Source organism: Nocardia amikacinitolerans NBRC 108937 (assembly GCF_001612615.1).
Classification (GTDB): Bacteria; Actinomycetota; Actinomycetes; order Mycobacteriales; family Mycobacteriaceae; genus Nocardia; species Nocardia amikacinitolerans.
Genome location: NZ_BDAU01000019.1, coordinates 1 through 19,426 on the forward strand (window position 1 = coordinate 1; position 19,426 = coordinate 19,426).

At 69.4% G+C, this 19,426-nt stretch carries 18 protein-coding genes; 13 read left to right on the top strand and 5 right to left on the bottom strand.

Annotation, left to right across the window (positions count from 1 at the left end; all coding sequences use genetic code 11):
• Nucleotides 1-68: 68 nt before the first annotated feature.
• Nucleotides 69-683: a class I SAM-dependent methyltransferase gene (locus tag NAM01S_RS15340; protein ID WP_067785641.1), complete on the top strand. Its 615-nt coding sequence runs from the start codon at nucleotides 69-71 to the stop codon at nucleotides 681-683.
• Nucleotides 684-950: 267 nt separating this feature from the next.
• On the opposite strand, the gene NAM01S_RS15345 is transcribed toward NAM01S_RS15340, so the two are convergent.
• Nucleotides 951-1,352: a hypothetical protein gene (locus NAM01S_RS15345; RefSeq protein ID WP_067785644.1), complete on the bottom strand. Its 402-nt coding sequence runs from the start codon at nucleotides 1,350-1,352 to the stop codon at nucleotides 951-953.
• Between the two features lie 59 nt (nucleotides 1,353-1,411).
• Between NAM01S_RS15345 and NAM01S_RS15350 the strand changes: the two genes are divergently transcribed.
• Nucleotides 1,412-1,720, top strand: coding sequence for an NHL repeat-containing protein (locus NAM01S_RS15350; protein WP_067785647.1), 309 nt, complete (start codon nucleotides 1,412-1,414; stop codon nucleotides 1,718-1,720).
• Nucleotides 1,721-1,817: 97 nt separating this feature from the next.
• Here the strand turns inward: NAM01S_RS15350 and dnaE are convergent, their stop codons facing one another.
• The gene (gene dnaE, locus NAM01S_RS15355) at nucleotides 1,818-5,363 is read right to left on the bottom strand and encodes a DNA polymerase III subunit alpha (protein WP_084482968.1); all 3,546 of its coding nucleotides are present in this window, start codon (nucleotides 5,361-5,363) and stop codon (nucleotides 1,818-1,820) included.
• Nucleotides 5,364-5,679: 316 nt separating this feature from the next.
• Here dnaE and NAM01S_RS15360 point away from each other — a divergent pair, with 316 nt between their 5' ends.
• The 9 genes from NAM01S_RS15360 to NAM01S_RS15400 all read left to right on the top strand — a co-directional run bounded on the left by NAM01S_RS15360 (nucleotide 5,680) and on the right by NAM01S_RS15400 (nucleotide 15,311).
• Entirely contained in the window at nucleotides 5,680-6,129 is a 450-nt protein-coding gene (locus NAM01S_RS15360; RefSeq protein ID WP_067785650.1) for a hypothetical protein, read from the top strand.
• A 63-nt stretch (nucleotides 6,130-6,192) separates the two neighbouring features.
• Nucleotides 6,193-7,392, top strand: coding sequence for a sensor histidine kinase (locus tag NAM01S_RS15365; protein WP_067785653.1), 1,200 nt, complete (start codon nucleotides 6,193-6,195; stop codon nucleotides 7,390-7,392).
• A gap of 56 nt (nucleotides 7,393-7,448) precedes the next feature.
• Nucleotides 7,449-8,243 (top strand): LytR/AlgR family response regulator transcription factor, encoded by a 795-nt coding sequence (locus NAM01S_RS15370; RefSeq protein ID WP_067785656.1) that lies wholly within the window; start codon nucleotides 7,449-7,451, stop codon nucleotides 8,241-8,243.
• Nucleotides 8,240-8,605 (top strand): hypothetical protein, encoded by a 366-nt coding sequence (locus NAM01S_RS15375; RefSeq protein ID WP_067785659.1) that lies wholly within the window; start codon nucleotides 8,240-8,242, stop codon nucleotides 8,603-8,605. The genes NAM01S_RS15370 and NAM01S_RS15375 overlap by 4 nt, the downstream gene beginning before the upstream one ends.
• A 1-nt stretch (nucleotide 8,606) precedes the next feature.
• Complete coding sequence (locus NAM01S_RS15380; protein ID WP_067785662.1) at nucleotides 8,607-10,352, top strand: sodium/solute symporter; 1,746 nt, start codon at nucleotides 8,607-8,609, stop codon at nucleotides 10,350-10,352.
• 159 nt (nucleotides 10,353-10,511) lie between these two features.
• The gene (locus tag NAM01S_RS15385; protein WP_067785665.1) at nucleotides 10,512-10,868 is read left to right on the top strand and encodes a DUF485 domain-containing protein; all 357 of its coding nucleotides are present in this window, start codon (nucleotides 10,512-10,514) and stop codon (nucleotides 10,866-10,868) included.
• Complete coding sequence (locus tag NAM01S_RS15390) at nucleotides 10,865-12,499, top strand: monocarboxylic acid transporter (protein WP_067785668.1); 1,635 nt, start codon at nucleotides 10,865-10,867, stop codon at nucleotides 12,497-12,499. The genes NAM01S_RS15385 and NAM01S_RS15390 overlap by 4 nt, the downstream gene beginning before the upstream one ends.
• A gap of 135 nt (nucleotides 12,500-12,634) precedes the next feature.
• Nucleotides 12,635-14,578 carry an acetate--CoA ligase gene (gene acs, locus NAM01S_RS15395; RefSeq protein ID WP_067785671.1) on the top strand — a complete coding sequence of 648 codons (1,944 nt, stop codon included), beginning with the start codon at nucleotides 12,635-12,637 and terminating at the stop codon, nucleotides 14,576-14,578.
• Nucleotides 14,579-14,876: 298 nt separating this feature from the next.
• The gene (locus NAM01S_RS15400) at nucleotides 14,877-15,311 is read left to right on the top strand and encodes a Rieske (2Fe-2S) protein (protein ID WP_067786141.1); all 435 of its coding nucleotides are present in this window, start codon (nucleotides 14,877-14,879) and stop codon (nucleotides 15,309-15,311) included.
• 2 nt (nucleotides 15,312-15,313) lie between these two features.
• Here the strand turns inward: NAM01S_RS15400 and NAM01S_RS15405 are convergent, their stop codons facing one another.
• From NAM01S_RS15405 to NAM01S_RS15415, 3 genes are all read right to left on the bottom strand, one after another.
• Nucleotides 15,314-15,781: a VOC family protein gene (locus NAM01S_RS15405; RefSeq protein WP_067785674.1), complete on the bottom strand. Its 468-nt coding sequence runs from the start codon at nucleotides 15,779-15,781 to the stop codon at nucleotides 15,314-15,316.
• A gap of 118 nt (nucleotides 15,782-15,899) precedes the next feature.
• Nucleotides 15,900-16,622: a sensor domain-containing protein gene (locus NAM01S_RS15410; protein ID WP_067785677.1), complete on the bottom strand. Its 723-nt coding sequence runs from the start codon at nucleotides 16,620-16,622 to the stop codon at nucleotides 15,900-15,902.
• Nucleotides 16,610-17,551, bottom strand: coding sequence for a hypothetical protein (locus NAM01S_RS15415; protein WP_097246148.1), 942 nt, complete (start codon nucleotides 17,549-17,551; stop codon nucleotides 16,610-16,612). The genes NAM01S_RS15410 and NAM01S_RS15415 overlap by 13 nt, the downstream gene beginning before the upstream one ends.
• A gap of 124 nt (nucleotides 17,552-17,675) precedes the next feature.
• Between NAM01S_RS15415 and lspA the strand changes: the two genes are divergently transcribed.
• Entirely contained in the window at nucleotides 17,676-18,347 is a 672-nt protein-coding gene (gene lspA / locus NAM01S_RS15420; RefSeq protein WP_067785683.1) for a signal peptidase II, read from the top strand.
• A complete protein-coding gene (locus NAM01S_RS15425) occupies nucleotides 18,344-19,270 on the top strand; it encodes an RluA family pseudouridine synthase (protein ID WP_067785687.1) in 927 nt (308 codons plus the stop codon). Before lspA ends, NAM01S_RS15425 begins: the two co-directional genes overlap by 4 nt.
• The last annotated feature ends 156 nt before the right edge of the window (nucleotides 19,271-19,426 follow it).

Consider the following 19,426-nt stretch of genomic DNA (forward strand, 5'->3'; position numbering starts at 1 on the left):
CCTGCGCACCAGCGCTGCGACCCTCGTGCGCACTGGCGCAGTCGCACTCGGGCTGCGAGAGTGAACGGGTGGGACTGTACGAGAATCAGGTCGTGCCCCGGCTGGTGGAGTTCGCCTGCGGCCTGCGGGTCAACGAACCGCAGCGGCAGCGGGCGTGCGCCGGTCTGCACGGCCGGGTGGTGGAGATCGGCTTCGGCTCCGGGCTCAACGTGCCGTTCTATCCGGACACCGTGCGGTCGATCAGCGCGGTGGAACCGGCGGATCTTGGCTGGAAACTGGCGGGCAAGCGCCTGGAACGGGCGACGGTGCCGATCGAGCGGGCCGGGCTGGACGGCCAGTCGCTACCCTTCCCGGACAACACCTTCGACTCCGCGCTGTCGACCTGGACGATGTGCACCATTCCCGATGTGGCGACCGCGCTCGCGGAGGTTCGCCGGGTGCTGGTGCCCGGTGGGACATTCCACTTCGTCGAGCACGGGCTCGCGCCGGACGCCAAGGTCCAGACCTGGCAGCACCGGCTCAATCCGATCCAGAAGAAGGTCGCGGGCGGGTGCAACCTCGACCGCGACATCCTCGGCTTGGTACGGGCCGCCGGGTTCGAGATCCGCGAGCTGGACGTGTTCTACGGCGAGGGACCGAAGTTCCTCGCCGCACTGACACTGGGCGTCGGGGTCTCCGCGTAGGCGTACCTCCGCCTGCGCTCCGGCCGTGCGCGGACTGTGGACGGACTCCGTCCGGCAGCGCCCGCCGTGCGTACATCCGCCTTCGCTCCGGCCGTGCGCGGCTGTCGACGGACTCCGTCCGGCAGCGCCCGCCGTGCGCACCTCCCCCTTCGCTCCCGCCGTGTGCGGACTGTGGACAACTCGGTCTGGCAGCGCCGATCAGCCCGGCGACACAGCTGTGCGCGGCCCGTCGAGGAAATCGACGGACCGCGCACGGCCGAAGCTACGTCAGTGGATTTCGACGTGCAGCGTGTAGCTGGCGTTGCCGCGGGTCGGCGCGACGAGCACGCGGTACAGGCCGTCATAGGGCAGCACGATCTCGGTCGCGGTCTCCTCGACCACCAGCACCAGGCCGTCCGGGGCGGAGATGCTGAAGTTCACGTTGTCCTCCAGCGCGACGATCGCGGTGTAGAGCGACTGCCCGCCGCGCGCCTCGAGCAGGTAGCTGTCGGCGTCGCCGCGAACGACCGCTCCGTCCAGCGTCGCCTCGCTGGTACCCGGCGCGAACCTGATTTCCGCGTACACCCCCGCCTGCGCGGCGCCCGCGCCGGCGACGGCGAACACGAGGGTGGCCGTCAGAGCGGTGAGCGCGAGGAGTGCGGCACGGAAAGGGCGGAGGATCGTTGCCATGATCGTTGTCCTGTGGTGAGAGGGGAATATCGAACGCCGCCAAGTGTTCCCACGCCGGCTTGTGGTCGGCTGAAGACGCGGTTAGAGCGCCTGGCAAACGGCCTCGACGCGAACCGGTCGGTGTTCGCACTCACACCGACGGAATCCCCACCCTGGTCGCCACCGACGGCAGGCAGATTCCGCACAGTCTGCTGGTACTCGACCCGCAAGGCAACATCATCGCCACCTATACCGTCAGCGGCATCAAAGAAGCCGGAGCACCCGCGACGCCGCTCACCAGGGGCCTCGTGGACGGCTCGCTCAATAACCTCCACATCGCCGACGCGGCCAATGTTCTCGGCGTGATGTCGGGCAGCAAGCTGGGCTGAACGATCAACGTCGCACAAAGGGACTGCCACCAAGATCCGGCGGCAGTCCCTTTCCGCGCCAACCGAAGCCTCGGGCGACCGGCGCGATCAACGCCACTCAACTCGCCAGGCAGCTGGGCCCGAGGAGGGCCTTGAGGTCGCCGAAGAGAGCCGAGGAGGGGGAGACGCGCAGGCTGTCGTCGAGTTTGAGCAGGGTGGTCTTGTCGCGGGCGCCGACGTGGCGGACGTGGACGTCGGAGGTGCCGGGGTGGCGGGAGAGGACGCGCTTGAGTTCGCTGATCTTGTCCGGGGTGCACATCCGGGTGGAGATGGTGACCGCGAGCGGTTTGGCGACCCCGATGGAGGACAGGTCGGGGACGGCGAGGTCGTTGGCGATCAACGAGATTCGGTCGTCGCGCACCGAGACGCGCGCCTTCACAAGCACCACCGCGTCCTCCACGACATCGGCGCCGTACACCGAGTACGCCTGCGGGAAGAACAGCACCTCGATGCCACCGGTCAGGTCCTCGAGCTGGGCCGACGCCCAGGCCAGGCCGTTCTTGTTGATGCGCCGGTTCACCGAGGCGAGGATGCCGCCGATGGTGACCTGCGCACCGTCCTTCACGTCGCCTTCGAGGATGGTGGGGATCGGGGTGTCTGCCTGCGCGGCGAGCACGTGCTCCACGCCGTTGAGCGGATGCCCGGAGACGTAGAGGCCGAGCATCTCCCGTTCCAGCGCCAGCTTGTGCTTGGACTCCCATTCCTCGTCCGGCACAGCGACATTGAACACCGAGGCCACCGACTCGTCGGCGTCCATGCCGCCGAACAGGTCGAATTGTCCGATGGCCTCGGCCTTCTTGGTGGTCATCACCGCGTCGATGGCGTCGGAGTGGATCAGCATCAGCCCCTTGCGCGGATGCCCGAGGGAGTCGAAAGCACCCGCCTTGATGAGGGATTCGGTGACCTTCTTGGTGCAGGCGACGGCGTCGATCTTGTTCAGGTAGTCGGAGAAATCGGTGAACTTCGACTTCTCCTTGCGCGCCTGGATGATCGAGGCCACCACGTTCGCGCCGACGTTGCGCACCGCGCCGAGGCCGAAGCGGATGTCCTTGCCGACCGAGGCGAAGTTCTGCTCGGACTCGTTGACGTCCGGCGGCAGCACCGTGATGCCGAGCCTGCGGCAGTCCGACAGGTAGACCGCCGCCTTGTCTTTGTCGTCACCGACGGAGGTGAGCAGGCCCGCCATGTACTCGGCCGGGTAGTTGGCCTTGAGGTAGGCGGTCCAGAAGGAGACCAGGCCGTAGCCCGCCGCGTGCGACTTGTTGAACGCGTAGCCGGCGAACGGAAGGATGGTGTCCCACAGCGCTTTCACCGCGCCCTCGGAGAACCCGTTCGCGGTCATGCCCTCGTGGAAGCCCTTGTACTCGGCCTCCAGCACCTCGAGCTTCTTCTTACCCATGGCCTTGCGCAGCGCGTCGGCCTTGCCCATGGAGTAGGAGGCGACCTTCTGGGCGATGAACATGATCTGCTCTTGGTAGACGATCAGACCGTAGGTCTCGGCGAGGATGTCCTTGAGCGGTTCCTCGAGCTCCGGGTGGATCGGCTTGATCGGCTGGCGCCCGTTCTTGCGGTCGGCGTAGTCGTTGTGCGCGTTCATGCCCATCGGGCCGGGGCGGTACAGCGCGAGCACGGCGACGATGTCGTTGAACCCGGTGGGCTGCATGCGGCGCAGCAGGTCGCGCATCGGCCCGCCGTCGAGCTGGAAGACGCCGAGAGTGTCGCCGCGCGAGAGCAATTCGTAGGTGGCGGGATCGTCCAGCGGCAGGTTGTCCATGTCCAGGTCGATGCCGCGGTTGGCCTTGATGTTGTCCAGCGCGTCACCGATGACGGTGAGGTTGCGCAGACCGAGGAAGTCCATTTTCAGCAGGCCGATGGCCTCGCAGGACGGGTAGTCCCATCCGGTGATGATCGCGCCGTCCTGGGGGCGGCGCCACACCGGGATCGCGTCCATCAGCGGCTCGGAGGACATGATCACCGCGCAGGCGTGCACGCCCGCGTTGCGGATCAGGCCTTCCAGGCCGCGGGCGGTCTCGTAGATCTTGGCGACATCGGGGTTGTTGCCGATGAGTTCGCGGACCTCGGCGGCCTCCTTGTACCGCTCGTGATCGGGGTCCATGATGCCCGAGAGCGGGATGTCCTTGGCCATGATCGGCGGCGGCAGCGCCTTGGAGATCTGGTCGGCGATGGCGAAACCGGGCTGGCCGAACTGAACTCGCGCCGAGTCCTTGATGGCGGCCTTGGTTTTGATGGTGCCGAACGTGATCACCTGGGCGACCCGGTCGGTGCCCCACTTCTCGGTGGCGTACCGGACCATCTCACCGCGGCGGCGATCATCGAAGTCGATATCGATATCGGGCGCGGAGGGCCGCTCGGGGTTCAGGAACCGCTCGAACAGCAGGCCGTGCGGAATCGGGTCGATATTGGTGATGCCGAGCGCGTACGCGACCAGCGAACCGGCCGCCGAACCACGACCGGGACCGACGCGGATGCCGACCTCCCGCGCGTGTTTGACGAGGTCGCCGACGACGAGGAAGTAGGCGGGAAAGCCCTTCTGCCGGATGACGTCGAGCTCGAAGTAGGCGCGGTCGTAGTACTCCTGCGGCACGCCGTCGGGAAACCGGCGGGCCAGCCCGCGGTCCACCTCTTTGCGCAGCCACGAGTCCTGGGTCTCGCCCTCCGGCACCGGGAACACCGGCATGCGGTCCTTGAAGTTCCACACGTCGTCGTAGGACTGCACGCGCTCGCCGATGAGCACCGAGTTGTCGCACGCGCCAGGCACTTCCGCGTCCCACAGGGCGCGCATCTCGGTGGCCGACTTCAGGTAGTAGCCGTCACCGTCGAACTTGAACCGGGTCGGGTCCGAGAGCGTCTTGCCGGTCTGCACGCACAGCAGCGCCTCGTGGTTGGCCGACTGATCCTTGGTCACGTAGTGGCAGTCGTTGGTGGCCAGCGGCGGAATGCCCAGCTGCTTGCCGATGTTCAGCAGCCCCTCGCGGACCCGTCGCTCGATGGACAGACCGTGATCCATCACCTCGAGGAAGAAGTTGTCCTTGCCGAAGATCTCCTGCCACTTGGCCGCTGCCTCGAGCGCCTCGCGGTCGTGGCCGAGGCGCAGCCGGGTCTGGACCTCGCCGGACGGGCAGCCGGTGGTCGCGATGATGCCCTCGGCGTACTGGGCGATGATCTCCTCGTCCATGCGCGCCCACTTGCCGAGCTGTCCTTCGATGGAGGCCAGCGAGGAGAGCTTGAACAGGTTGCGCAGGCCGGTCGCGGTCTCGGCGACCATCGTCATGTGGGTGTATGCGCCCGAACCCGAGACGTCGTCGCCCTTCTGGCTCGGATCGCCCCACTGCACGCGCTTGGTGTCGAACCGGGAACCGGGCGCGATGTAGGCCTCGATGCCGATGATCGGCTTGATGTCGTGTTTCTTGGCGGAGTTGTAGAACTCGGAAGCGCCGTACATGTTGCCGTGGTCGGTCATGCCGACCGCCGTCATCCCGAGTCGCTTCGCCTCGGTGAACAGCGGAGAGATCTTGGCCGCGCCGTCGAGCATGGAGTACTCGGTGTGGTTGTGCAGGTGAACGAACGATCCGGACTCGGCCAAGACAGTCCTTCCTCCCAAGGTCTCGACGGGGGTTGGTGCACCGAGTCTAAGCGCCCCCTGCGACACGAATTCGCACCGGCACGCGCCGCCTGGATGATCATCGGCGCGTCGTGAAGAAGATCACCGGCGCGTCGCGAGCGGCCGCCCAGATCGGCCGGAAACACCGGTCGCGAAGGGCCCCGCGCCGCCGGGAACGACAGCGCGCCCGCGAGTGGGGAGATCGATCGAAAGCGTGCGGACCGAAGGCTCGATCTTGGTACTCTCGCATCCGCGTACGCAGGTCGATAAATCCGCGACAATTCGGACGAGGTGTCGAATGACCACCAAGCTGACCAGCACGCTAGTCAAGACAGTCCCCGCGGCCGCCGCGCTCTCCGCGGCCGCGCTCGCCGTCACCGCGGCACCCGCCGTGGCCAACGGCGGCGAGTTCACCACCATCTACGCGCTGACCACCGGAGCATGCGTCGCGCAGATCGACGCCTCCGTCAACGGCGACGCGTACCCGCAGTCCGCGGCCTTCACCGTCGCCTCGAACATGTGGGGCGTCGGGCCGTGTAGCGTCCCGGTGACGCTGAACTGGCGCAATACCGAGACCGGCGAGACGGGGAAGGTCACCCAGACGCCCAACGGTCCCGGCTTCTGGATGAACGACGGCAAGTCGGCGATCTTCAGCCCCGGCGTCGGGAAGTTCACCGCGACGATCACGGTCGGTGCGGCGCACATGCCGCAGCCCGGCACGATCCAGTTCGCGGTCTCCAAGGGCTGACCCGCGCCCGCGGCGGCGCGTCCATAATCGGACCATGATCGGGCGATTCCTGACCGTGGTCCGGTGACCGCGACAGTGGTCGCCGTCGTCACGGCGACGCTGGTGGCGGGCGGCGCGCTGTTGGTGTGGCTGCGCACGCGGCGGGTGGTCACCACACCCGCCGAACGCGCCGTGCACTCGGCGCTGCACACCGCCTCGCTGGCGGCCGTGCCGCTGCGCCGCGGGCTCACCGAGCAGTCCGCGCGGGAGGCCGCGCCCCATTTGCGCGCGCTGACCGGCGCGGACGCACTCGGCGTCGCCGACCCCGACGGCGAGGTGCTCGCCTGGGACGGACCCCATGCCGATCTCGCCGAGGTCTTCGCCGACGCGGCGCGGCGGGCGACCGCGAGCGAACGACCGGTGCTGGTCGCCGGTCCAGGGCAGGGCGAGCACGGCGCGCGGACGCTCGTGGCGCAGCCGTTGCTGATCGAACACAGCGGCGCGGCGGGCGCGCTCGGCGTGGTCACCAACGGCAAGCCGGGACCGGGGCTGCTCGGCGCGCTCGCCGAGGTGGCCCGCTACGCTTGCGGCCAGCTGGAACTCGCCGACCTCGACGCGTCGCGCGCCCGGCTGGACCGCGCCGAGGTGCGCGCGCTGCGCGCCCAGATCAGCCCGCACTTCATCTACAACGCGCTCAACACCATCGCGTCGTTCGTGCGCACCGATCCGGATCGGGCAAGGGAGCTCATCCTCGAGTTCGCCGACTTCACCCGCTACTCCTTCCGGGCCGCGGGGGAATTCACCGTGCTGTCGGACGAACTGCGCAACATCGAGCGCTATCTCGCGCTGGAACGGGCCCGTTTCGGCGACGCGCTCCAGGTGCGGCTGCGCATCGCGCCGGAGGTGCTCGGCGTGGTACTGCCCTTCCTCGCACTGCAACCGCTGGTGGAGAACGCGGTGCGGCACGGCATCGCGGGCAGGCAGGGCGGCGGCACCATCGCCATCGTGGCCACCGACGCGGGCACCGACTGCCTGATCAGCGTCGAGGACGACGGCGCGGGCATGGACCCCGATCTGCTGCGCTCCGGCGCGCTCGACGCGGTCGAAACGGGTTCCGGCCCCGCGGGTTCCGGCGAATCCGCGCACGTGGGGCTGGCGAACGTGGACGACCGGCTGCGCGCGGCCTTCGGCAACGACTACGGGTTGATCGTCGAGACCGCGCCCGGCGCGGGCACCAAGGTCAGTCTGCGGGTGCCGAAGTTCCGCCCCGGCGTGCGCGCCTGACGCGGTCGGGGTATCCGAAACGGCGCCGATCACCGTGCCCTTACGATGGAGCGGTTGTGACGCAGAACACCGATGACTCGGCGAGCCCGCTGCGCGTGCTCGCCGTGGATGACGAGAAGCCCGCTCTGGACGAGCTGGTGTATCTGCTGCGCACCCAGCGCGGCGTCGGCGAGATCCACACCGCGGGCGAGGCGACCAGCGCGCTGCGGGTACTGCGCACCCATCCGGTGGACGCCGTCTTCCTCGACATCAACATGCCAGGGCTCGACGGCATGGAGCTGGCTGGCATCCTCTCCGAGTTCGCCAACCCGCCCGCGGTGGTGTTCGTGACCGCGCACGACGACCGGGCGGTGAGCGCCTTCGATCTCGGCGCGGTGGACTACCTGCTCAAACCGCTGCGCGAGGCGCGCCTTGCCGAGGCGGTGCGGCGCATCACCCAGACGCGCGCCACTCCCCCGCCGCCCGCCGCGCCGCGCACCGACCCGAACGAGGTGATTCCCGTCGAACTCGGCGGTGTCACCACCCTTGTGCATCGCTCCAGCGTCAGCTGGGTCGAGGCGGACGGCGACTACGCGAGGCTGCACACCAGCGCGGGCTCGCACCTGGTGCGCATCCCGCTCACCGCACTCGAATCCCGCTGGGAGAACGCCGGTTTCCTGCGCGTGCACCGCTCCTACCTGGTGGCGCTGCGGATGGTGACTGGCTTGCGCACGGTGGGCAGCGGCACGGTGGTGTGCCTGCGCGCCGAGGGCAGCGCGGCGGCGGTGGAGCTGCCGGTCAGCCGCCGCCAGGTGCGCGAGCTCAAGCAGCGACTGGTGCACGGGCCGCGGCACAACTGGACGACCCGGTGACCGGCCCGCAGCGGCCCGCGCGCCAGCGGGTGGTGCTCGCTGAGCGGCGCGGCGCGCGACGGGTGCGCACCCGCGTGGAGGTGGCCGAGCAGACCGAGATCGGGGAAGCCTTGATCGGCGGTCTGATTCGCGCCCAACTCGGCCTCGCGCTGCGGCTCGCGGTGGTCACGGTGCTGGTGCTCGGCGCGATTCCGCTGCTGCTCGGAATCGACGCGCTCGCCTCGGCCGTCGTGCTCGGCGTGCGGCTGCCCTGGCTGCTGCTCGGTGTCGCGGTGTTCCCCGCGCTGTACGTCGTCGGGCGTCTGTACGTCCGACTGTCCGAACGCAACGAGGAGGACTTCCTCGACCTGGCCGGGGACTGACGTGGGCGCGCCCGCCCTGACCCTCGCGGCGCTGCTGCTCGCCGCGTTCGCCACCGTAGCCATCGGCGCCTACGGTGTGCGGCTGGCGCGCACCACCTCCGATTTCCTCGTCGCCTCGCGCAGCGTCGGCCCCGGCTGGAACGCCGCGGCGATCTCCGGCGAATACCTCTCGGCCGCCTCGTTTCTCGGCGTCGCGGGGCTGATCGCCAAGTACGGCGCGGACGCGCTGTGGTATCCGGTCGGATTCACCGCGGGCTATCTGGCGCTGCTGCTCTTCGTCGCCGCCCCGCTGCGCCGCTCGGGGGCCTACACGGTGCCGGACTTCGCCGAATTCCGGCTCGGCTCGGTGCGTTTGCGCAGGCTCGCCGCGGTCGTGGTCGTGCTGGTGTGCGCGGTGTATCTGATCCCGCAATTTCAGGGGGCCGGGTTGACGCTGCGGATTCTGCTCGGCGTGCCCAGCTGGGTCGGCGCCGTCGCGGTCGGCGTCATCGTGATCGCCAATGTCACCGGCGGCGGCATGCGGTCGATCACGCTGGTCCAGGCGTTCCAGTACTGGCTGAAGTTCACCGCGGTCGCGCTGCCCGCCCTTGTGCTGCTCGGTCATTTCCTGGCCCAGGACCGCGAACTCGGCACAGCCGCGCCGCCGATCGTCACCGAGCGCACCACCGTCGACGTCACCACCGACGTGGTGGTGCAGGTCGGTGTCGGACAACAGGTTTCGATCACCGGCACGGTGGACGGCCGCCGGGTCGACGGCCCGGTGGCGTTGTCGCCCGGCGAGCACGAGCTGGCCGCGGGCACCGAGATGGTGCTCGAATCCGGTTCCGCGGTACCGGTGGTGGCGGGGGCGCCCGCCGACGGCGCCAGCTGGCTCTCGCCCGGCGGCGGCTTCGGCGGTACGCACCCGACCTACCAGGTGTATTCGCTGATCATCGCCACCTTCCTCGGCACCATGGGTTTGCCGCACGTGCTGGTGCGCTTCTACACCAATCCCGACGGCCGGGCCGCGCGCGCCACCGCGCTCGCCGTCATCGGCCTGGTCGGCACGTTCTACCTGTTCCCGATCCTGCTCGGGGTGTTCGCGCGGCTCTATGTGCCGCAGTTGCTGATCACCGGAACCTCCGACGCGGCGGTGCTGTTGCTGCCCGGTTCGGTGCTCGGCGGATTGCCGGGGCAGCTGCTCGCGGCGCTGGCCGCGGCGGGCGCCATCGCCGCGTTCCTCTCCACGTCCTCGGGGCTACTCGTCAGCATCGCGGGCGTGCTCAGCACGGACATGCTGCGCGGCCGGATCAGGGACTTCCGGATGGCGGCGCTAGCGGCGGGCGCCGTGCCGCTCGCGCTGTCTCTGACGGTCGCCTCGCTCGACCTGTCCCGCACGGTCGCGCTGGCCTTCTCGGTGGCCGCGTCGACGCTGTGTCCGCTGCTGGTGCTCGGCATCTGGTGGCGCGGGCTCACCGCGAAGGGCGCCGGAGCGGGCCTGATCGCGGGCGGTCTGGTCGCGGGCGGGGCGACGGCGGTGTCGGTGCTCGGCGGCGCGTCCGAGGCGGTGGCCGACGGCTGGCTCGCCGCGATCCTCGGTTACCCCGCTGCGATCAGCGTGCCGCTGGCCTTCCTGACGATGATCGTGGTGAGCAAGCTGACGCGCGGCCAGGCCCCACGCACGGTGCGGCGGATCTTCGTGCGCATGCACGCGCCGGAACGGCTCGGCATGGGCGCCGACCGCGAGCGCGGACTGCGCGCGAGCTGACGTCGAGGCCGCTCGGCCGCCGACCGTTCGTCGCACCGAGCCGACCGCTCACCGCACAGATCCCAGCCTTCACAGAGTGACCTGCGCCACAAGACATATCGGGGCTCGGCGCGGTCTACCTTCACCCCAGTAATCCACGTCACAAGCTAGGACGCTCCGATGACAAGTATCGACCTCGACGGCACCAAGCCACCGCGCACGCCGAGCGCCGAGGACTTCGCGGCCGTACAGGCCAGTCCGCAATTCCAGGAGCTGCGCAACCGGCTGCGCCGCTTCGTGTTCCCGATGACGGCGCTGTTCCTGGTCTGGTACCTGAGCTACGTGCTGCTCGGCGCGTACGCGCACGACTTCATGGCGAGCAAGGTCTTCGGCGACATCAACGTCGGGTTGCTGCTCGGTCTCGGCCAGTTCGTGTCCACCTTCGTGATCACCGCGCTCTACGTCCGCTTCGCCAACAAGGAACTGGATCCGCGCGCCGCGGCCATCCGCGTCTACCTGGAGGGTGAGCGGGCATGACAACGCAGTACCTTGCCGCCGACACGGTCGGCAACCCCGTCGCGAACATCGCCATCTTCGGCCTGTTCGTGGCCGTCACCATGGTCGTGGTGATCAGGGCCAGCCGCGACAACGCCAGCGCCGCGGACTACTTCACCGGCGGACGCGGCTTCTCCGGCCCGCAGAACGGCATCGCCATCGCGGGCGACTACCTTTCGGCGGCAAGCTTTCTCGGCATCGCGGGCGCCATCGCCGTCTACGGCTACGACGGCTTCCTGTACTCCATCGGATTCCTGGTGGCCTGGCTGGTCGCGCTGCTGATGGTCGCCGAGATGCTCAGGAACACCGGCAAATTCACCATGGCCGACGTGCTGAGCTTCCGGCTGCGGGAACGGCCGGTGCGCACCGCCGCCGCGCTGTCCACGCTGACCGTCTCGCTGTTCTACCTGCTGGCCCAGATGGCGGGCGCGGGCGGCCTTGTCGCGCTGCTGCTCGACATCGACGACCGCGCCGGGCAGTCGGTGGTGATCGCCGTGGTCGGCGTGCTGATGATCGTCTACGTGCTGGTCGGCGGCATGAAGGGCACCACGTGGGTGCAGATCATCAAGGCGGTGCTGCTCATCACCGGCGCCGCGCTGATGACGGTGATGGTGCTGGCCAAGTTCGGTTTCAACTTCTCCGACATCCTCGGCTCGGCGCAGCAGATGGTCTCCGACTCCACCAACAAGGCCGTCGCCTCGCGTGACGTGCTCGCCCCCGGCGCGCAGTACGGCGCGAACGAGACCTCCAAGCTGAACTTCGTCTCGCTCGGCCTTGCCCTCGTGCTCGGCACCGCGGGTCTGCCGCACGTGCTGATGCGCTTCTACACCGTGCCGACCGCCAAGGAGGCCCGGCGCTCGGTGGTCTGGGCGATCGCCCTGATCGGCGCGTTCTACCTGTTCACGCTGGTGCTCGGCTACGGAGCGGCCGCGATCGTCGGTCCGGATCGCATCCTCGCCGCGGCGGGCGGCCAGAACTCGGCGGCGCCGCTGCTGGCCTTCGAACTCGGCGGTGTGCTGCTGCTCGGCATCATCTCCGCGGTCGCGTTCGCCACCATCCTCGCGGTGGTCGCGGGCCTCACCATCACCGCGGCGGCCTCGTTCGCGCACGACATCTACGGCAGCGTGCTCAAGCGGGGCAACGCGGACGAGTCGGCGCAGGTGCGGGTTTCGCGGATCACCGCGGTGGTGATCGGTGTGCTCGCCATCGGCCTCGGCATCCTGGCCAACGGGCAGAACATCGCGTTCCTGGTGGCGCTGGCCTTCGCGGTCGCCGCGGCGGCGAATCTGCCGACGATCGTGTACTCGCTGTTCTGGCGGCGTTTCAACACCACCGGCGCGCTGTGGAGCATGTACGGCGGCCTGATCTCGACCATCGTGCTCATCGTGTTCTCGCCCGCCGTGTCTGGCAGCAAGAGCGCCATGCTGCCCGGCTCGGATTTCGACTGGTTCCCGCTGTCGAACCCCGGAATCGTCTCCATCCCAATGGCTTTCGCGCTCGGCGTGATCGGCACCCTGGTGGGCGGCCGGACACAGGAGAACCCAGCGAAGGCCGCCGAGATGGAGGTTCGCTCGCTCACCGGAGTGGGCGCGGAGAAGGCGGTCGTGCACTGACCTTCCCGGTCCCGGCCGACGCCGGGACCGCCGCAGGACTCGCCGCAACGGCGCGGCGCCCGTCGGGTCCCGGCAACACCGGGACCCGACACCTGTTCCCGTTGCCGCTCAGGCTTTTTCGATTGGAGATGTGACTTGACCAGCGCCACCACCGAACCCGGCACCGCTGTCCCCGTGTCCTACCCGCCCGGCGCCGAGTTCGCCGCCGCCGCGAACGCCGACGCCTCGCTGTATCGGGCGGCCGCCGAGGACCGCGACGCGTTCTGGGCCGAACAGGCCGAGCGACTGCACTGGCATCGGACATGGAACCGGGTGCTGGACTGGAGCGACGCGCCGGTGGCCAAATGGTTCGTCGATGGACAGCTCAACGTCGCCTACAACTGCGTGGACCGCCACGTCCTCGACGGACACGGCGATCAGGTCGCCATCCACTGGGAAGGCGAACCTGGTGACTCGCGCGACATCACCTACCGGCAGTTGCTCGACGAGGTGTCCCAGGCCGCCAACTACCTGACCGAGCTCGGGCTCGAGGCGGGCGACCGGGTGGCCATCTACATGCCGATGGTGCCCGAGGCGATCGTCTCGATGCTCGCCTGCGCCCGCCTCGGGCTGACCCACTCGGTGGTGTTCGCGGGCTTCTCCCCCACCGCCCTGCGCCAGCGCGTCGACGACGCGGGTGCGCGACTGGTGATCACGACCGACGGACAGTGGCGACGCGGGGCCGCCGCACCGCTCAAGGCCGCGGTCGACGAGGCGCTCGCCGACGGGAAGTCCAGCGCGGAACACGTGCTCGTGGTGCGGCGGACGGGCATCGAGGTGCCGTGGACCGAAGGTCGCGATCTGTGGTGGCACGAGACCGTCGAGGCCGCTTCCCCCGAGCACGAGGCACAGCCCTTCGACGCCGAGCACCCGCTGTTCATCCTCTACACCTCGGGCACCACCGGAAAACCCAAGGGCATCCTGCACACCTCCGGCGGCTACCTCACCCAAGCCTCCTACACCCACCACTACGTCTTCGACCACAAACCCGGACAAGACGTCTACTGGTGCACCGCCGACATCGGCTGGGTCACCGGCCACAGCTACATCGTCTACGGACCGCTGTCCAACCGCGCAACCCAGGTCGTCTACGAAGGCACCCCCAACTCGCCCACCGAGCACCGGCACTTCGAGATCATCGAAAAGTACGGCGTCACCATCTATTACACCGCCCCGACCCTGGTGCGCACCTTCATGAAATGGGGCCGCGAGATCCCCGACGCACACGACCTCTCCTCGCTGCGACTCCTCGGCTCGGTCGGCGAGCCGATCAATCCCGAGGCGTGGCGGTGGTACCGGGAGGTGATCGGCGGCAATCGGACTCCGATCGTGGACACCTGGTGGCAGACCGAGACCGGCGCGATCATGATCTCGCCGCTGCCCGGCGTCACCGCCGCCAAACCCGGCGCCGCGATGACCCCCCTGCCCGGCATCTCCGCCCAAGTCGTCGACGACGACGGCACCGGCCTCGAGCGCGGCCGCTCTGGACTCCTCGTGCTGGACCAGCCGTGGCCGTCGATGCTGCGCGGCATCTGGGGCGACATGGAGCGATTCCGCGAAACCTATTGGGCTCGTTTCGCTTCCGAGGGCTGGTACTTCGCCGGTGACGGCGCGAAGGTGGACGAGGACGGTGCGCTCTGGGTGCTCGGTCGGGTCGACGACGTCATGAACGTCTCCGGCCACCGCATCTCCACCGCCGAAGTCGAATCCGCCCTCGTCGGACACTCCGGCGTCGCCGAAGCCGCCGTCGTCGGCGCCACCGACCCCACCACCGGCCAAGGCATCGTCGCCTTCGTCATCCTCACCGCCGAAGCCAAAGACACAGGCCAAGCACTCATCGACGAACTCAAAGCCGAAGTCGCCCGCGAAATCAGCCCCATCGCCAAACCACGCGAAATCCACGTCGTCCCCGAACTCCCCAAAACCCGCAGCGGCAAAATCATGCGCCGCCTGCTGCGCGACGTCGCCGAAGGCCGCGAACTCGGCGACACCTCCACCCTCGTCGACCCCAAAGTCTTCGAGGCCATCGCCCGCGGCTGACCCGGCGCGCGGCGGCGTACCCGGTCCGTGAGGGGGATCGGGTCCGCCGCCGACCGGCCCGCCCTGCGACCGGCCCGCCCGTTACACAGTCCGTCCGGCGACAGGGTTCATCCTTCGACCGAAGCGGGTCCACTGGAACCCGGACCTGGCCGACACCTGCGCGCCGTCGACCCGCGGTCGTAGCATCGCCGCGCGTTGGCGAGTGAACCGCCCGGGGGCCGGTGACGTGGTCAGTGCGAGCGGCGGTTCGGGCGGGTTCGGCTCGGCGCCGCCGTGGCTGGAAGTCGAGGAGATCCGCATGAAGCGCGCTTGCGATAACGACCATCTACTACTGGACCGCCGCACGGTGGTGGTCGGAGCCGGGGCGCTTGCCGCCACCGCGCTCGCGGCGTGCGGCGCCTCCGGTGACGACACGGCGGCGTCCGCTCCGGCGTCCGCGGCGCGGTCCGGCGGCCCGACGGTCCTCGCCAAGACCGCCGACGTACCCGTCGGCGGCGGCGTGATCGCCGGTGACACGGTGGTCACCCAGCCGAGCGCGGGCGTCTTCGTCGGTCTGGACAGCACCTGCACGCACGCGGGCTGCCGGGTCGGCGAGGTGACCGGCGGCACCGTCAACTGCCGCTGTCACGGCAGCAAGTTCGGCTTGGACGGCTCCGTCGTAGCCGGACCGGCCCATCGCCCGCTGGCATCCAGAGTCGTTCGGGTGGAGGGTGATTCGGTCGTCGCCGGCTGACGTCAGTCGTCGCCGAACATCTCCGCCATGCGTCGGTCCATCTCCTCAGGGGAGATGTCCTCCACGTGCGTGGCCACCGTCCAACGGTGTCCCCACGGGTCTTCGAACGCGCCGCTGCGGTCACCGTAGAACTGGGTGGTCATCGGCGAGAGTTCCTTGGCGCCACCGGCGATGGCGGCCGTGAAGGCCGCGTCGGCGTCCTCGACGTAGACGTAGATGTTGACGGGTGTGCCGCCGACCGTCTTGGGGTCGAGGAATTCCATCTCCGGCGCGGGGTCGCCGAGCATGATGACCGAATCGCCGAGGGTGAGCTCGCAGTGCGCGATCTTGCCGTCGGGGCGCGGCATGCGCATTCGCTCCGCCGCGCCGAACACCTGCTTGTAGAAATCGATCGCGGCCGCGGCGCCGTCGATCGCCAGGCCCGGCGATACCGCCGGATATCCGTCGGGGATGGGTTTCACATCGGACATTGGGGACCTCCGATCGAGGCGTTTGTGTCGGATAGGGCGAGCCTATTCCCGACCGCCGCCGAAATCGCCCGATCGGCGGAAAGATCTACGGACGAACGCCCGAAACCACACCCGCCGCTCACGGCCCGGCGACACCGCGCAACCTGTCCACCTGATCGGCCGTCAGCTCGGTCAGCGCCGCCGGTTCCACCGACTCCGGCGCGGTTATGGTGACCTGCGCCAATACCGAGCCCACCTGGACGATCGACGCCACCGAGACCAAGGTGAATCCGGCGCTGGAGGTGCGCAGCTGGAATGCCGTCGAGGCGTCCCCGACGGACGGTTGCGCCAAACCGCCGAGCCGGTATTCGATCGACGTCCCGTCCGCGTCGTTGCCCGAATATTCGGTGCATTCGCGCAATGTCCGCTGCACCGCGGAAAAGGCGTCCGACAATTTCTCCGGTGCATAACTCGCGGCATCGATATCGATACTGGAGAAGCTCGGACCGTTGTAGGCGACGGTATTCCAGGTCAGCGGTTCGGTGCCCTGCTCGGCCAACGGCAGCAGCACCCGCGCGCACTGGGCGGGACGCGTCTCGGCCGTGGGTCCTGCGGTCTGCGCCTGTCCCGGGGTGCGGGCATCGAGCACCGGCGTCATGCCGGGCAGGTCGGCGGGACCGAGCAGACGGCGAGCCAGCTCGGCCGGATCGGTCAGCGGCGGACCCGGCACCGAAGCGGCCGCGACCGCGGGACCGAGCGGCGGCAGCTCGGGAACGGACGGCTCCTCCCGCTCCGATCCGCAGCCCGCGACCACCGCCGCGCTCACTACCCCGAGCAGCAGGCCGCGTTTCACTCCGCCCACGACACCTGCGTGGTGATGGTCTGCTGCAACATGCTCGCGCTGCGCGGATCACGGTAAGCCTGATGACCGCCGACGGTGATGGAGCCCGCCACCGGCAGCGGCAAGCCGAGGTCGACGGTGATGGTCCCGGTGCCCTGCATCACGTAGTCCTCGATGTCGAGGGTGCCCGCGTCGTTGGGCAGCGACCACTCCGAGGATTTCGGGGTCTGCGTCACATTCAGGTGGATGGTGAGCCGGTCGCCGTCGCGCTCGGTCAGCGTCGCGGTGGTGACCTGGTCGAGCGTCACTCCGCCGGTCACCTCTTGGTGCACGGTCCACACGGCGCCCTCGCCCACCGGCTCGTCGGGGAACATGATCGAGCGGTACACGGCCTGGTAGAACGCCTGCTCGAGCGCGGCGCGCGCGGCGTTGGAGGTGTCCGGTGACGGCGCGAGCCGCAGCGCGGTGATGGCGCCGTCGTCGCTGAAATCGAAACCGGCGTGCGAGCCGTCGGCGGCGGTGAGCGCCTTGTTCAACAACGGGTCGGGCGTGGACACCGCGCCGATGGTGAGATCGACGCCCTCGGCGCTGGTCTCGGCGGTCATCGGGATGGTCAGCGCGGGCGTGGAGAAGTCGCGCTTGGGCTGGTCATTGATCTGCTGCTCGATGCGGTGATCGGTGCGCAGGGTCACCCGCTGGTCGGTGCCGACGACGAAATGCGGCCGCAGCACGTCGCGCGGCTCGGCGCCGGGCGAGAGCAGCGTGGCCGCCGCGGCAGAGATCGGCACGGTCACTTCCTTGGGCATGCCGAGCGGCTCGGTCCCTTCGGTGGCCGCGGGCGCCTCGGTGTCGTCGCCACAAGCGACGCCGAAGGCGGAAAGCCCGACCGCGAGCACGACGAGCAACACACTCGAGCGCGCGAACCGGGGCAGGTGAGAAGAAGACAACACCGTCACGAGCAACACGATACGACCGCTTCCTGAGTGTCAGCTGGGACATTCGCCTTGCGTGCCGCCAGGCGCGTTGCGAACACGCCGCGAGGAGGCGCGGCGCGGCGCTCCCGGCGCTCGAGAGATGATGATCGGCGTGAGTGACGACCGGCCGCCCGAGGACAACACCGCCGACCCGGCGCGGAAGACGACCCCGCCGCTACGGTTGCGGACCCTGCTGATCATCGCCGCGGTGTTGTTCGGCCTCGATCTGCTCACCAAGACGATCGCGGTGGCCAACCTCCGGCCGGGCGAGCCCGTGTATCTGATCGGCGATTTCGCGCGGTTCACCCTGGTGCGCAATCCCGGCGCCGCGTTCTCCATGGCCACCGGCATGACCTGGCTGCTGACGCTGGTCGCCGCGGCCGTGGTGATCGGCGTGATCCGGATCGGGCGCACGCTGCGCTCGCTGTGGTGGGCGATCGGGCTCGGCATGGTGCTCGGCGGCGCGCTCGGCAACCTGGTCGACCGGCTCTTCCGTGCGCCGGGACCGTTGCAGGGCCACGTCGTCGACTTCGTCGCGATCGGCTGGTGGCCGGTGTTCAACGTGGCGGACTCGGCGATCGTCTGCGGCGCGATCCTGCTGGTGGTGCTGACGGTGTTCGGCTTCGAGCCGGACGGCACCCGGACCGGCCGCGACGCGGACGAGGAGCGGGCGGCGACGGCGCGGCCCGAACCGCCCGCCGAGCCCGAATCCGAGAAGGACCAGCCCAAGAAGGACACGCCGAACGGCACCGGAGAGGAGAACGCGGCATGAGAGAGACCAGAACCATGCCCGTGCCCGACGGGCTCGACGGCATGCGGGTCGACGCGGGCCTCTCCCGGTTGCTCGGGTTGTCGCGCACCGCGGTGGCGGCGCTGACCGCCGAGGGCTCGGTGCAGCTGGACGGCGTGCCTGCGGGCAAGTCCGACCGGCTCGTCGCCGGCGCCTGGCTGGAGGTCGAATTCCCCGAGCCCAAGCGGGAACTCACCATCGAGGCCGCGCCGGTCGAGGGTATGAAGATCCTCTACGCCGACGACGACATCGTCGCGGTGGACAAGCCGGTCGGCGTCGCGGCGCACACCGGCGTCGGCTGGACGGGTCCGACCGTGGTCGGCGGGCTGGCCGCGGCCGGATACCGGATCTCCACCTCCGGCGCGCACGAGCGCCAGGGCATCGTGCACCGGCTCGACGTCGGCACCTCCGGTGTGATGGTGGTCGCCCAGTCCGAGCACGCCTACACCGTGCTCAAGCGGGCGTTCAAGCAGCGCACCGTCGACAAGCGCTATCACGCGCTGGTGCAGGGACATCCCGATCCGAGCAGCGGCACCATCGACGCGCCCATCGGCCGGGCCCGCGGCAACGACTGGAAGTTCGCGGTCACCGCCGACGGACGGCCGAGCGTCACCCACTACGACACCGTCGAGGCGTTCCAGGCGGCCAGCCTGCTTGACATTCACCTGGAGACCGGCCGCACCCACCAGATTCGCGTGCACTTCTCGGCGATCCGGCACCCCTGCTGCGGCGACCTCACCTACGGCGCCGACCCGCGCCTCGCCGAACGCCTCGGCCTGGAACGGCAGTGGTTGCACGCCCGCTCGCTCGGCTTCAACCATCCCGCCGACGGACGCTGGGTGGAGATCACCAGCGAGTACCCGGACGATCTGAAGAACGCGCTGGACGTCCTGCGCAATGCGTGAGCGGCCGGGGTCCGATGCGGAAGGTGGCGGCGATACGGCTGCCGATCGGCCGCAAGAGCGCTCGGAAGGCGCGGCAACGAACGACGCGAACGGCCTCCGTGGGGCGCGGGTATTGCGTGCGGCGCTGGCGGGGGCCTTGGCGGCCGGTGTCATCGC

Coding starts and splice junctions, on each gene's coding strand:
- NAM01S_RS15345 (WP_067785644.1), bottom strand. CDS start 1,352: ATGGCAACGATCCTCCGCCCTTTCCGTGCCGCACTCCTCGCGCTCACC.
- NAM01S_RS15360 (WP_067785650.1), top strand. CDS start 5,680: ATGACCACCAAGCTGACCAGCACGCTAGTCAAGACAGTCCCCGCGGCC.
- NAM01S_RS15385 (WP_067785665.1), top strand. CDS start 10,512: ATGACAAGTATCGACCTCGACGGCACCAAGCCACCGCGCACGCCGAGC.
- NAM01S_RS15390 (WP_067785668.1), top strand. CDS start 10,865: ATGACAACGCAGTACCTTGCCGCCGACACGGTCGGCAACCCCGTCGCG.
- NAM01S_RS15400 (WP_067786141.1), top strand. CDS start 14,877: ATGAAGCGCGCTTGCGATAACGACCATCTACTACTGGACCGCCGCACG.
- NAM01S_RS15405 (WP_067785674.1), bottom strand. CDS start 15,781: ATGTCCGATGTGAAACCCATCCCCGACGGATATCCGGCGGTATCGCCG.
- lspA (WP_067785683.1), top strand. CDS start 17,676: ATGATGATCGGCGTGAGTGACGACCGGCCGCCCGAGGACAACACCGCC.
- NAM01S_RS15425 (WP_067785687.1), top strand. CDS start 18,344: ATGAGAGAGACCAGAACCATGCCCGTGCCCGACGGGCTCGACGGCATG.